Source organism: Bacteroides sp. An51A, from assembly GCF_002161565.1.
Classification (GTDB): domain Bacteria; phylum Bacteroidota; class Bacteroidia; order Bacteroidales; family Bacteroidaceae; genus Phocaeicola; species Phocaeicola intestinalis.
The window spans coordinates 507,172-522,727 of the sequence record NZ_NFIC01000002.1 but is presented as its reverse complement, the minus strand read 5'-3'; the positions used below and the strand labels follow the sequence as shown (position 1 = coordinate 522,727).

The following is a 15,556-nucleotide window of genomic DNA, read 5'->3' as shown; positions in this document are numbered from 1 at the left end:
TCTGCGGATTCTCAGGATCATTATCCCAATAATTATTGGGGAACCAATTGATTTCACGATACACATTCGGGTCGGGATTCGCATTACGTTGCGAATAAAAGTTCACCGTAGACCAATCGATAAATTCCTTATTGCCATCGTATGCATAATACAACTTGGTCGGGAAACTGCTCGGCTGGTAAACCTTATCAAATATCCTCACTTCCTTCGTCCCGTCCATCATGTACAACATCGCTTGCTTCATCTCTTCGATTTTGCTATCCAGCAATCCCCAACGCACCAAGTCAAGCTTACGGATACTTTCTCCGCCGAATTCCCACGCACGTTCGTTTACAATAGCTTCAAAGAAATCGGAATCATAGTTGGCTATTTCCGGAGAACCTGCACCAAACGCACGTTCGCGCACTTGCTCCAAAGCCTGGCGAGGGCTGATGCCAGCCACCGGGTCAATCTGATTGGCATTGCCATCGAGCGCATACCGCGCCTCGGCAAACATCAGCAAGACATCCGGATAACGCATCAGAATCCAGTTGATGCCGGTCGGAGTACGGGCTGTAGCCGTAGCCGCAATCGAACGGTATGTATCCGATGTCCACCAGAAACTCCATTTGCCCAGACGTACATTCATAATATCATTATTCATCACTTCGCGGTTGGCTTTATCTCCCCAGTCGGAATCGGCTTTATAAGTAGGCCAATAGCAAGCATAGTCGCGACGTTGATCCGTCGGAGTGAACGAATAGAAGTAATAAGCGTTCGTGCTGACGTATGTGCCGCCGAAGCCACGCTGCCCGTATCCTAAATTTCCATCCATCTGACGCCCCATCAACGTACCGATATCACCACTATAACCCACGCCATTAGCTACTTCAAACATATTCTCATTATACTTATTATATTGGTCTGCACAAACAGTCTTCCAAATATCACCATAATCAGGGTCTAACTGATGCGGATTCTCCGGATCGCCAATCAATTCGGCACACTGTTGCGCCGCAATTTCATAATAATCACGCCAATTAACCGGACGGCCAATATAATACCCGTTCACTTCCGCCATTCCCGGATTTCCTTCCGTATTAGGATAGCGTTCTACCTTCCCATTATCAGGGAATTGATTGCCGTCGCGCACCGACCATCCTCCGGCAAACAAAGCGATACGTGCCAAGAGTCCTTTGGCAAACCCTTTCGTCACACGTTCCGCATTATAATCGGAAGCTCCCATCCAAGGCAAATAATCAATCGCTTCCTCCATATCACGAATGATACCGCTATATATACTGTCGCGGTCTATCTTGCCCATATATACATTAGAAAGGTCTGAATTTGAAGTACCTTCCTTGTAAGGAATATCACCGTAACGGCGAACCAACTCGAAGTAGGCTAACGAACGCAACACTAACGCTTCGCCTAAATACCCTCTCAAGGTAGAAGAACTTCCCAACATAGAAGAATTCCGAATGCCTTCCACCGCCGTACTCGCCAGTTCCGCCATTTTAAAAATATCTTCCCATTTCGTATTTTCCAAGTACCAATTACAAAAATAATTGGCGATGCCATTATCCGCGCCGGCAGTAGACGGATCTTCTTGATAACCGCTTGCCAACTCAATATCCGACACACCCTGCCAGTTGACCGACATCTTCTGTCCATAAACGTATGTGCCGGTCATAATAGAATAAACTCCCATAAGGGCAGAACGTGCCAATCCCTCATTCTCATAAATGACTTGTGATGTCTGTTCGGACGGGGACTCCGTATCTAAAAAATCGCTGCAAGACCCCAACATCAAACCTCCTGCAAGCAAAACAGCTAAATATCTATATACTTTCATACGTGTTCTATTATTCAAAATGTAACATTTAAACCAACAATATAAGAACGTGATTTCGGATAAGCCGACAAATCGTATCCCAAGACCATATTATTAGAACTGGTATTTACTTCAGGGTCTTGCCCGCTATATCCTGTAAGGCAAAACAAGTTATTTCCGGTCACGTAAAGGCGCAGGTTTTTCGCCCCAAACTTCTTAGTCCATTGCTTGGGGAACGTATATCCTAACGTCAATGTGCCCAAACGCAAAAACGAACCGTCTTCTACCGCCCAATCCGTCATCACCGAATTATTCATCAACGGGTGCCACATCGTTGCATTCGCATTCAACGCTTGCAAACGTTCCGGATCGGCAAACTTGCCGGAATAAATGTTCTGGCCGGTTTCCGGATCAATTGTTGTGAAACGATTGGCAAGGCTCATTTCCGTACTCATGTTTTGGTAACGTTTCGAACCCTGATAAGATGTGTAGTCAATCTTGCTGGCATTGAACACATCGTTACCGTATGACCAGTTAAACAAAGCTGTTAAATCAAATCCTTTCCAACCTGCCGTCAGGCCGAAACCGCCCGTATGCTTAGGTAACGCACGACCGATAATCTGCCGATCGTTATCCGGGTCTATCTTTCCGTCACCGTTCAAATCTTTCAGCTTAATATGTCCGGGACCGAAATTATCCCCACTGTTAGTCAATACTTCTTCCGTTACGTTAGGAACACCTTCTTTCAGCACCCACTTCTTAGAAGCATCATCAAAAGTGAAATCATCAAATGAATACATGCCGTCGCATACATAACCATACATCAATCCGACTTCTTCGCCGACAAAAATACGATAGTTATCACTTCCGACTTCCACAGCACCGCCATTAATAATCATTTCTGTATCACCTCCAGAACCATAAAGTTCATCCACTGTATTCTTATTGAACGAAATGTTGAAATTAAAGTCGAGGAAGAAATCCTTCTTGTTAACCAAGTTCGCGTTCAACGTCAACTCTACACCTCTATTGGTAGTCTGTCCCAGATTCTGATATTGTGTGCGATACCCCGAATTGGAAGGGAGCTGCACCTCCATTATCAAATCTTTCGTCACATCGTTATAGAAATCAAATATTAAGTTAACGCGATTATTCCAAAAGCCCATATCCAAACCGACATTAGTAGAATACTTAGATTCCCATGTCAAGTTTTCGTTACGCAAACGGGTAGCAGGCTGCAAGCCGCTCTGCCCTATGCCATTCTGATAATACAGATTTTTGATATTGGTCACCGGACTATAAGTCTGACGCCAATAAGAGCCTACACGCGCATTACCCGACTTACCGTAGCTGGCACGCAATTTCAGGTTACTCAACCACTTCTTAGTCGGTTCCATAAACTTTTCGTCACTGATACGCCAAGCGGCCGAACCTGCAGGGAAAATACCCCACTTATTGCCGGGAGCAAATACATTCGTACCATCAGCACGCAATGTAAAAGTCAAGTAGTATTTATCCTTCAACACATAATTCAAACGCCCGAAATAGGAAAGGCTCCGGCTGGGTTCTTCTATCGTAGTGTAAGTAGGCTCCGCTGTACCGTTATTCCACATAGAAAGAATATTTTCTACGGTATAATCTCCCGGGAAATAGTCGGAATTGATTTCCATTTCATCACGTGCTGAATGTTTGGCTTCGATACCTGCCATCAGGTCCAGACGATGTATATCCGCCAACTTAACATCATAATTCAACGTCGTACGCAACGTCCAATTATTACCGTTCCAATACTGGCGTTGCGCCACCGGTTGTCCGGCACGTCCGTTTGCCGTGCTTGTATTAGCCAGCCAGATATTGTCCGTACGGTCGTAAGTATATCCGTATGTTCCTTCTGCCCGCCATGACAAACCTTTAATAATATCCCATGTCAAAGCCACATTATAACTATTATTAAACTTCGTCTGTTTCTTATACTCATTGGTAATATTAAACCACGGGTCATTCAAGGTATTGATATTCTCCAATTCCAACGCATCGTCACCCGCCAAGTCTTCATCCGACAATTCGGTCAACGTCTTTACAGGAGGATATTTTACAGCATCACGCAACTTATTACCGCTTGACACACTCGGACCATCTATTACCCGGTGTGTCATCTTGGCATTAAAATCCAAACGCACTTTATCATTAAACAATTTCTTCGACAATTTCACATTCAAGTTATCACGCTTGAAATTGGAAGTCTGCATGATATAACTTTCATCATCATGTGTATAGCTGATGCTGTAAATCAAACTTTCACTACCTCCGTTAATGTTCAGGTTGTAGTTCTGCTTGATGCCTGTATCGCCAAACAACATGTCTTGCCAGTCAGTGCCTTGCTTCGCCTTATAGATATCGATATCTTCCCAACGTCCGAAACGGCTGAAAAAGCCCGCATTTTCCGAAGAATCAAGCTCGCGTTGCAAATATACATATTCATAAGGAGACAGCACTTCCGTTTCATTATAGAAGCGATTGAATCCGACCGATGCATTAAACGAAACTTCTGTCTTTCCTGAACGTCCGCTCTTTGTCGTCACTAAAATTACGCCATTAGCACCTTTTGCACCATAAATTGCGGTAGAAGAAGCGTCCTTCAACACGTCAATACTCTCAATATCAGTAGGAGGTATATCATCAATATTGCTAACCTCGAACCCGTCAACAATGAATAACGGGTCATTGCTCTGCGTGATAGAGCCTCCTCCACGTACACGGATACTTACCGATGCATCCGGCGAGCCTTGTGTCGTAACAACGCTTACACCCGCCAATCGACCGGTAATCGCACTCGAAGCCGAAGTGACCGGAATATTCTTCAGCGTACCTTCTCCTACCGATGAAATCGCACCCGTCAAGTCCCGTCTGCGTGCGTTTCCATAACCCACGGCTACCACTTCCACTTCATCCAGCACTTGCGAATCGTCTTCCAACGTGATTCTCATTGTGCGTCCCGCCACTGCATCCACTTCTTTTGTTTGCATTCCTACAAAAGAAACAACAATTTTTCCTGCTTTAGAAAGAGATAAAGAAAAACTTCCATCTAAATCAGTAATAATCGCATTCGTTTTACTGCTCTTTTCCGAAACAGTAGCACCGATTATCGGTTCTCCACTCGAATCCACTACGATACCCTTCACCGTAATGCCTTGTGCGAATACTTCTATCGGTATCATGCAACACAATACCCAAAAAAGAAGCAATCTGCCACTCATGTTTTTCATTTTCTTTTTCATGTAAATAAATTTTGGTTAAACATTAAGTTAATATATAGTAACAACTATTGTCTCTCCCGCTTTGGTCTCCACATCATACAAATAAGTATCCCGAAGCTCTATGCCTTTCAGCGGAGCTTTTTCGCTTATCATCGGACGGGAAACCTGCTGCACGCAGAACAAGGGATTCGGGTTTGGAGTCCCTTCCTCTACCGGACTTAATGACTTGCCTGACGCAACCAGCTTCGAATAGGAACGTAAGCGCAAGTTACCGCCGATAACGGAACGGATAACCGCTTTCTTCAGCTTTCCATTCTCCCATGACAACTCTTCCAACAAAAAGCCGCCACGCACACGCAACCCTTTTATCGTTCCGCTCTTCCATTCCGAAGGCAAAGCGGGAAGCAATTGCACCGCTCCGTCATGGCTTTGCACCAGCATTTCGGCTATGCCTGCCGTACATCCGAAATTACCGTCTATCTGGAAAGGCGGATGCGCATCGAACAAATTAGGATAGGTGCCTCCTCCCTGCCCTTTTTGACTTTCAGGGCTAACGTAAGTAAGCTGATTCTTTATCAACTTATAAGCATGGTCTCCGTCAAGCATACGTGCCCAAAAGCATACTTTCCAGCCCATTGACCAACCGGTGGACGGATCGCCACGCTGAATTAACGTATTGCGTGCCGCCTCAAACAATACCGGAGAACGATAAGGCGATATTTGATACCCCGGGAACAATCCCCATAGATGAGAAATGTGTCGATGATGGTCGTTCGGCTGGTCCCAATCCTCGAACCATTCTTGCAACTGACCGTATTGCCCGACTTGCATCGGGGGCAACTGGCGGCGCATTGAACGCAAAGTGTCACAAAACAACGTATCTTCATTCAACACAGAAGCCGCACGGCATGTATTCGAAAACAAATCGAAAACCAACTGATTGTCCATCGTGATTCCGGCAAACAAGTTCGCTTTCTTCTTAATCCAGCGGGGAGCGTTTTCCGGAGAATTAGAAGGGGTTACAACCAAATAGCCTGTATTGGGGTCACGCACCAAGAAATCGACAAAGAACTGAGACGCGCTTTTCATAATCGGATATACTTCTTTCAAGTATTGTTTGTCACCCGAATACAGATAACGGTCCCACAGGTGCTGGCACAACCAAGCATTACAAACAGGCCACGTGCCGCAATACGCATAATCTACGGCACCGGTCATGCGCCACAAATCGGTATTGTGATGAAGCACCCACCCACGGCAACCATACATTTTGCTTGCCGCTTCTTTTCCGTTTTCACTCAGTTCACGTATCATCTGAATCAACGGTTCATGCAATTCCGGCAAATTCGTAACCTCGGCGGGCCAATAATTCATCTCTGTATTGATATTGGTGGTATAATTGCAATTCCATGCCGGTTTGGTCTTTGCATTCCATTTCCCTTGCAAGTTAGCAGGCTGGCAACCGGGTTGCGAACTGGATATCAGCAGATAGCGCCCATACTGGAAATACAATGCAATCAAATGCGGATCGTATGAAGAAGCAAACTCCTTGATGCGCACATCCATCGGCTTATCGGCTTGCGAGGTAGTACCCATATCCAACGTCACACGGTCAAACTGTTCCCGATAAGCGGCAATATGAGCCGATTTGGCTTTCTCATACTCCTTGCCTGCATTTTTCAGATAAGCGCGGTTCCTGACGTATGGGTCGGCCGAAACGTCTTTATAATTCACAAAATTGGTGGCCATCGAAATATACAAAGTCAACTCGGTAGCCCCTTTCACACTCAATAACGTATCGTTGGAAGTTTCCGCCTTCCCTCCTTTCAGCTTCACTTGCAAATCCGCACAATAATGCACTTTTCCCGGGAAGAACGTTGTCCCGTCGGCCATGCCTTCCAAACGCAACCCTTTCTTCCCGATTACAGAACGTTGGGGACGTTTCATCGGCGTATCGAAAAACACGTCACAATCAATGGCTCCCGCTTTCGATGCCTTGATGTGTTTCACGATTAGCTGGTCGGTAAAGGAAGCGAATGTTTCTTCTGTATATTCCGTGCTTCCGACACGATACCGGGTAGTGGCAACCGCACGGCTTATATCCAAATCACGGTAATAATCGCTTACATTTTCATGATTCTTATAACGGATATTCAAGTTTCCTACCGTTTGATACGGCATCTCGTTCCCTACCTGCGAAATGATAGCCTTGCCTGCCAACAACTGCGCTTCTTCGTTTTTTCCTTCAAATATCAACCGCCGGATCTCGGGCAAGGCGGCTTTTGCCTTAGGATTGTAGTTCTGATAAGGAGAACCGGCAGATACGGTTTCCTCGTTCAACTGAAGACGTTCCATTTGCGCATTGCCGAAAACCATTGCGGCAATACGGCCGTTGCCGACCGGCAGTGCTTCTTCCCAATAAGCAGCCGGTTTGTCATACCATATTTTATATGACTCTTGCGCACATAAACCTGTTGCTTTACAAGCCAAGACACATACGCATCCCAACAATACTTTTAATGTTTTCATGTATATCAAATGCAATTAATTAATTCAAACATCCAAAATTACCACCATCACATGAATCATGTTTGCATTATTTCGCTAATAACGTACACATATTCGTCATTCGACAAAGATTCTATGGAGATTGTACACATTTTTCTCCCTTTCGTCAAATAATACACATGAACAACTAAAAAATACACTTATCTTTCCATTTCCCGGCGTAAGTTTGCAGAAAAGACATCATCTTATAAAATTAATCATTTTATGAAACACAATCTATTAACCTGTATTCTACTATGTGGTACAATGCTTACCGCCTGCGCGCAGCAAAAAGAAGCTGACGCATACCAAGCCATAGTCGCCCAAGACGGAAGCGGAGACTATACAAATGTACAAGCCGCCATTGATGCGGCTCCAGACAGTTGCCTACAACCCTGGCGCATCTTCGTGAAAAACGGCTCGTATGAAGAACAAGTCATCGTGCCCCAATCCAAACCATACATTCATCTCATCGGACAAGACAAAGACAGCACCGTCATCCACATGCGGCTTAACGTCGGCGGGAAACCGGAAAAGCCGGAAGATGACCCGTCCGGTTATTGGGCATGTTCGGTGCACAATCCGGATGCCCAGGCTTATCAGCATGAAGGTTCTGTCGTTTTGGTCAAAGGCGACCATTTCTATTCCGAAAACATTTCCTACATTAATGACTATGGCACAGAAGCGCACAATGGTCCGCAAGCGTTGGCAATGAAAATACAAGGCGATTGCGCCGCTTTTTACAATTGCAGCTTCCGTTCATTCCAAGATACATGGATGACATCCACCAAAGACGAGCACCGTCTGTACGTAAAAGATTGTTATATTGAAGGAGCCGTAGACTATTTCTATGGCGGAGGTGACGCATTATTGGAAAACTGCACGTTGTACAACGTCCGCGACGCTTCGGTCATTGTAGCTCCCTGCCATACTTCCCCCCGTTTCGGATATGTCTTCTTAAACTGCATTGTAGACGGAAACGCCGAAGCCGCCAAAGGCAATGTCAAGTTAGGGCGCCCCTGGCATAACTCTCCGCGTGCCGTCTACCTTCACACCACGATGCGCATCCCCATCGCCGAAGAAGGCTGGACCAACATGGGAGCCATTCCGGCACTGTTTGCCGAATATGATAGCCGTGACGCGGAAGGGAACATACTTGACTTAAGCCATCGCAAGACAGAATACGAAGGACGTGGCGATAATCCCGCCAAAGGCTCTTGCCCGGCAACCATCAGTGCCGAAGATGCCAAACGCTATACGTATGAAAACATCATCATGGCTGATGACGGCTGGAATCCGCGCGCATACATGACAGAACCCTCTAAATAAAACGAGAACGATGAAAACAAGGAGTATTTTCCCAGCCACTTTACTATTAGCCGCCTCTTTATTGGCATCGTGCCAATCCAAAGAAGCCAATCCTTGGGAAGAGATGAATGAAGCGCTCAGCCAGCTTACGATTCCCACCTTCCCCGACAAAACATTTATCATTACCGAATATTACAACGGTACAGACTCACTTTATACAGAAGCCATATCCCGCGCCATTGACACATGCTCCGCGCAAGGGGGAGGCACCGTCCTCATCCCCAACGGAACATACCGCACGGCACCTATCCGGTTAAAGTCGAATGTGAACCTACACTTATCAGACAGCACGGTCCTGCAATTCGTCACCGACCCTGCCTTGTTTCCGACGGTACTCACCCGCATCGAAGGCATCGACTGCCATAATGTCTCCCCGTTGATTTATGCATACGGCGAAACCAACATTGCCCTGACCGGAAAAGGGATTTTAGACGGACAAGCGGATACAAGCAACTGGTTCTCTCCGGCAAGGCTGAAGAGCATCGATGAAAACGGAAAGGAAATCAACGAAAAAACCTTGCTTTATCAAATGATGAAAGACTCCATACCTGCCAGCCGGCGCGTCTTTGCCGGCGAAAAAGGAATCCGCCCCCAGTTCATCAACTTGTACAAATGCAAGAATATCCTGCTGGAAGGCTTCACCCTGCACCGTTCTCCGTTCTGGCTCATCCATCCCTTGCTATCGGAAAACATTACGGTGAGAAAAGTCATCCTGCAAAGCCACGGAAGAAACAACGACGGATGCGATCCGGAATCGTGCAAAAACGTATTGATAGACAGCTGCTCCTTCGATACAGGCGACGATAGCATCGCCATCAAATCCGGACGGGATGAAGACGGACGTTATTGGAACATTCCCAGCGAAAACATCATCGTACGGAATTGCCTGATGAAAGACGGACACGCCGGTGTAGCCATAGGAAGCGAAATTACCGGAGGATGCCAAAATGTATGGGTGGAGAACTGCCGCATGGATAGTCCCGAACTCGACCGGATTATCCGCATCAAGTCGAACTCCGAACGTGGCGGAGAGGTGAAAAACATTTTTGTGCGCGACATCACCGTCGGCGAATGCAAAGAATCCATATTAGGCATAGAACTCAACTACTGGCACGTGGAAGACGGACCTTATCCTCCCTATTTCCACAACATACATCTGGAAAACATCACCAGCCAAAAAAGCAATTATCTTTTGCATATTGACGGTACCGAAGGCAAAATCCAGGCACGGGATATCTTTATCAAGAACTGCACGTTCAACGGAATCGCCCGACCCGCCATTAACTACGTTTCCGGTGCGGAAGGCATTCATTTCGAAAATGTCACAGCCAACGGAAAAGAGATAAAAAGCCGCTAAAAACGAACAGCCTATATTCATCACCCAACAAGGGTGTATCAAAATAGAAATCAGCTTTCATTTTGTCATCCTAAACGCAGTGAAGGATCTCGAAAACATAAGCTGTTGTATACGAGATTGACTTCGTCGAACGTTGTTTCTTCGCTTTGCTACCAATGACGAATTTACAATTGTCATAACCGAATGGATTTTCCGCAGGAAATGGGCACTCAGAATGACATTACTTTTTGATAGCCGTTTTTTATTTTGATACACCCTTATTAACGATCGTGTCCGCCCGCCTTTTCCTCCTGAACCATCTTTTCCTTATACTCTGTAGGGGTGCATCCTTTGGCCGACTTAAACACACGGCTAAAATACTGGGGAGAAGAAAATCCGCACATATACGCCACTTCCGACACCGTATACTCACTCATCTCCAAGAGCTGGACCGCACGCTTGACACGCATGTCTTTCACCAAATCAATCGGCGTGCATCCCAATATGGACTTCAGTTTCCGATAGAACATCGTGCGTCCCATTTTCATGAAATCCGCCAAATCATCTATCTTAAACTCCGGATTTTCCAAATTCTCTTCCACCTTTTGAAGCACTCCCCGGATAAACTCCTCATCAAAACGGGTGATTTTCGGAAGCGAAGGAGACAAACCGTCAGACAGCTTCTTTCCGGCCAACAAGAAATTCTTCAGATTCTCCTTTTGCCGCATCAATGACTTTATGCGTGCCAGCAGGTAAGCGGAACTGAAAGGTTTCGTAATGTATCCGTCCGCCCCATACTCCAGCCCCTTAATCCGGTCTTCCAACGATGCTTTTGCCGATAAAACAACAACCGGTATGTGACAAACAGAAGGGTTGTGCTTAATGATGTCCAACAATTCAATGCCATCCATTTCGGGCATCATCACATCACTGATGATAATGTCGGGGATTTCTTTCAAAGCCATATCCAAGCCGGCCCGTCCGTTTTCCGCTTCCAATACCCGATATTCGTGCCGCAAGACACGTCCCGTAAACTTGCGCAATTCCTCATTGTCCTCAACGAGCAATATCGTCACGCTTTTATCCTGAGCATCATCCTCCGCGCATTCTTCCTCTCCGGCAAGCTCTTTCGCCTGAAGAGCACAGTCATTCAATATAAACTCCGCCCCTTTATCGTTGCGGTAAACCTTATCTTCCGCCGGAAGAGAAACGGTAAATTCGCTTCCTTTCCCCAATTCGGCGGAGACGTCTACCGTCCCATGCAGCAAATCCACCAGTTCATGCACCAATGAAAGCCCGATGCCGGTAGAAAAAGACGCACGTTTGCTTCCCGCCGTTTCAAAGCGTTCAAACAGTTTGCTGATTTTCCCGATGTCTATTCCCTGCCCTTCGTCTTTCACCTTTATGACAAAACGATTGTCCTGCCCCTCTGCCGAAAGCGTAATACCTTTGCCTTTGGGCGTATATTTAAAGGCGTTCGAAAGCAAGTTAATCACAATCTTTTCCAACTTATCCACATCGGTAAACACGTTCAGTTCTTTTTCTTTCACCACATACCGGAAATCTATTTCCATGGCAGATGCCATCGCGAGAAAGTCATCGTATATCTTCCGCAATAATTCTACGGCATTTACCTGCTCGATGTACAGCTTCATCTTGTTGTTTTGAATCTTCCTGAAATCTAATATCTGATTGATCAGCGCCAACATCCGTTCCGTATTATGCCGGGCTATCCGCATATTGGCTTGCCCTTCCGGAGAAAGCGTTTCATGCCTCAGCACTTCTTCGATAGGAGCTTCTATCAAGGTAAGCGGCGTGCGCAATTCGTGAGAAATATCCGTAAAGAAACGCAACTTCATATTCGTCATCTCCTGCTCAAAGCCTATCTTCTTCCGAAGTCCCCAAATGTACGTGACAATCCCTGCAGCAAACGCCAACAACAAAAAAAACAGCAAAACGTAGAGCAAAACAGCCCAGCCCGTTTCCCAAAACTTAGGCTCCACATTTATGTATAACACACGCACATTATCAGTCCATACACCATCTCCATTTGTAGATTTCACCTCCAAGGCCAGCTTGCCGGCAGGAAGATTCGCAAAACTGACCGATCGGTTTTCGCCTAAACCGGTCCACCCTTCTCCCATGTCTTTAATCCGGTACGCATACTGAATATGCGACGGACGCATAAAGTCAATAGCTGCAAAAGAAACCGTCACGTTCCGTTCGTCTTTATCCAGCAAAAGCGTATCGTTCGCTATCATGACCGTTTGAGAAATTCCTTTATCCGACCGGATATCCGCTTCGACAAACACAAGATTAGGCACATAAAGGCTTTTCTTAAGCTGATCCAACTGAAGGCAAAGCGCCCCTTCGTTACATCCTACATACATTTTCCCTTCTGAATCAATGCACGGCGCAGCCTCTGTAAACACCAGGTTCGAATTCTGATTAAAATAATCATATACCTCAAAGCCTACTCCCAAAGGAAAGAAACGGCAAATCTTATTCTCTAAAACGACCCATAACCGATGGCTGCTATCTTCCGTCATAGACAAAACGAAATCAGACGGCAAACCGTTCTTCCGGTTATAATGCGAAAAAGCCACATTCTCTGACAGAAGATCGGAAGACAAGACTTTGCTGATTCCTCCGCTGAACATAGCAATATAAACCTCCTTACCGGAAGTTTCCAATATATCCATTACATCATTGTCGCTCAGACTATTTTCGCGGATCGTTTCACATCGGTTCACATAAAAACGAATTTGTCCGGGCTGGTCGAAACGAGAAGAAAAAGATATCAATCCACCCGTAGTCACCACCAAAATGACACCGTTCGAAAGCGGACACACAGTGCGCACACGCAGATATTCCTTGCCCGGATAATTCCGCCTCAACAGGTTCTCTACATTGATAAAACGCAAATCATCCGGATCACCTTCCGCCAAGTTCAACCCTCCGCCGTAAGTGGCAATCCACATTCTTCCAGAAGCGTCCTGCGCTATCTGATAAACAGCATTGCAATTCAGTCCGCTATTCTGCCCTTGCTTATAATGCTTGAAACGGTATTTCCCTCTCCCATCCGGCATGCCGATAAAAAGACCGTTCTCACGTGTACCCATCCACAGATTGCCTTTATTATCCTCGAAGAAAGCATAAACATTTTCACCGAACTTGACCGAATGGTCTTTCACCAATTTTCCGTCAGGACTCAAATTTCCGCAATAAACCCTCTCTTTATCATAGACTTGCACCACATTGCCTTTATCAGCTACCCAGAGCCTTTCCGAACGGTCAATATACAATCCCCTCACCACGCTTCGGTCAAGCGTATGGATATAATCAAAATTCCAATCTGAGAACATAATGCAGTCTATGCCCGAATCCTGACAAAGCCACACATTTTTATGATTATCGATGTAATAGTTCTTATTCACTCCATTATACACTTCCTTAATGGCATTGTTCACCACACAACCTTGCTCAAAGACATGCTTGTCCGGATGGTAATACGAAAGCACGCCATCGGGCGGGTAAGCCCAAATGCCTCCATGTTCATCTTCCAACATAAAACAAGGAACATTTTTCCCTTTCACATGAAGATAATCAATGTAAGAAAACCGCCCCGACGCAACATCGATATGCACAACATGCTTTCTTCCGCTTTGAAGCCAGATATCCCCTTTCGAGTCTTGAAAAGCGGTTATAGGATGCAGAATCTCCTGCGCTTCGTCTATAAAACGAGAAACGGTATTTCCTTTTTCCGGACCATAGACCGTAAATCCCCGCTGAGATATGATTCCCAAGTGTCCGCCGTCCAACAAAAGCAACCAATTCACCGCTCCTAAACGCTCCGGCAATTCCACATCACACATCGCCTGATCCGTGTCGGAATATGTCATCAACCGCTTTTCTTCATTAATAAAGAATAACTTGCCTCCTGCTTTTACAGTCTGAATGATTCCCACATTCCCTCTTATGGACGGATTTCCATAAACAAAATATCCTTTGTCGGTTAACACCCATTCATGTCCAGCGTCATCCGACAAGGCCTCAAAATAGCCTACATCCCCTGTACGGACAAAATGGTCAAAATAAGTGATGCCTCCTTTTTCCGCATAATGCTCGCAATCAATCCGCCAAAGCTCGTTCGTCTCACTTAACACCCAAACAATCCCATTCCCGACCGAACACATTTCAACTGCATTCTGGCAACGCTTCACCTCAGGATTACCCACATAAATATCTTCAAAACATTCCTTTTGAGTGTCAAACACATACAAACTATGGTCATAGCTTTGACACAAAAGGGTATGCTTCCCTCCCACTGCTGCGCAAAGCAAACGATTATGTTTGAGCCTCACTTTATCAGTCGGATAAGACTTATAATTCGTAAACGAATAACCATCGAATTTCTCCAAGCCGTTCCACGTTGCCATCCAAATAAACCCGTCCGCATCTTGCAACACGCTTTGCACCATGTTTTGCGACAAGCCGTCACGCGAAGAATAATGCTTGATACTCAATAAACCTTGCGCCCCGACAAACACAAACGTCAAACAGACAAACAACAAGAAGATCAAAAGCCTTTTCATAGTATTCAGAGAAAAAATAAGAAACGGGAACACAAAGGCATCCTTAAAGACGAAAAAGGATGTGCCTTCGTGTCCTCATTTTTTTCAACAGAAATAATACAAGAACGTGGCGATGCCTTCCAAGGCTTTCTTCTTCTGTCCCTCGATTTCGATGAAGAACTTAATTTCGGCCTTTGCCGTGCCGCGCAAGTTGACCAGCGAATGGAGTTCAGCCGTCATGCGGATGCGTTGCCCCGACAATACAGCCTGGCCGAAACGCATCTTGTCCATCCCATAGTTTACCATCATCTTCAGGTTGTTCACTTCGATAATCTGATTCCAGAAATACGGAAGCAGGGAAAGGGTCAGATAACCGTGTACAATGGTGCTCTTGAAAGGGCTTTCCGTTTTCGCACGTTCCACGTCCACATGAATCCATTGATGATCCAGCGTAGCGTCGGCAAACTGGTTGATACGCTCTTGCGTCACTTCCAGCCAATCGGACACGCCGATTTGCTGGCCTAACAATCTCTCAAATTCTTCGTACGAATTAATTACTACTTTGCTCATACACCTTATGTTTAAAAACTTGTTATGAAGAACAAAGGTAAATAAAAAAACAGATAAGATTGCATGAGTTTAGAAGTATTTTGCCGATAAA

General features: G+C 45.6%; 6 protein-coding genes and 1 pseudogene. 2 read left to right on the top strand and 5 right to left on the bottom strand.

All coding sequences use genetic code 11. The annotated features are described in order from the left end of the window. Positions 1–193: 193 nt before the first annotated feature. From B5G04_RS05820 to B5G04_RS05810, 3 genes and pseudogenes are all read right to left on the bottom strand, one after another. Positions 194–1,789, bottom strand: a pseudogene (locus tag B5G04_RS05820) (RagB/SusD family nutrient uptake outer membrane protein); the annotation flags it as partial. Between the two features lie 59 nt (positions 1,790–1,848). Continuing rightward, positions 1,849–5,091: a TonB-dependent receptor gene (locus B5G04_RS05815; protein WP_087396239.1), complete on the bottom strand. Its 3,243-nt coding sequence runs from the start codon at positions 5,089–5,091 to the stop codon at positions 1,849–1,851. A 27-nt stretch (positions 5,092–5,118) separates the two neighbouring features. Then, positions 5,119–7,599, bottom strand: a complete 2,481-nt coding sequence (locus B5G04_RS05810; RefSeq protein WP_143270432.1) for a glycoside hydrolase family 95 protein — start codon at positions 7,597–7,599, stop codon at positions 5,119–5,121. Between the two features lie 243 nt (positions 7,600–7,842). Between B5G04_RS05810 and B5G04_RS05805 the strand changes: the two genes are divergently transcribed. Then, positions 7,843–8,946: a pectinesterase family protein gene (locus B5G04_RS05805; RefSeq protein ID WP_087396236.1), complete on the top strand. Its 1,104-nt coding sequence runs from the start codon at positions 7,843–7,845 to the stop codon at positions 8,944–8,946. A 10-nt stretch (positions 8,947–8,956) separates the two neighbouring features. Next, complete coding sequence (locus tag B5G04_RS05800) at positions 8,957–10,342, top strand: glycoside hydrolase family 28 protein (protein WP_087396233.1); 1,386 nt, start codon at positions 8,957–8,959, stop codon at positions 10,340–10,342. Between the two features lie 260 nt (positions 10,343–10,602). Here the strand turns inward: B5G04_RS05800 and B5G04_RS05795 are convergent, their stop codons facing one another. Both B5G04_RS05795 and B5G04_RS05790 read right to left on the bottom strand, forming a co-directional pair. Then, a complete protein-coding gene (locus B5G04_RS05795; RefSeq protein WP_087396231.1) occupies positions 10,603–14,916 on the bottom strand; it encodes a hybrid sensor histidine kinase/response regulator transcription factor in 4,314 nt (1,437 codons plus the stop codon). An 84-nt stretch (positions 14,917–15,000) separates the two neighbouring features. Further along, positions 15,001–15,465, bottom strand: a complete 465-nt coding sequence (locus tag B5G04_RS05790) for a MaoC family dehydratase (protein WP_013618596.1) — start codon at positions 15,463–15,465, stop codon at positions 15,001–15,003. Positions 15,466–15,556 lie beyond the last annotated feature (91 nt).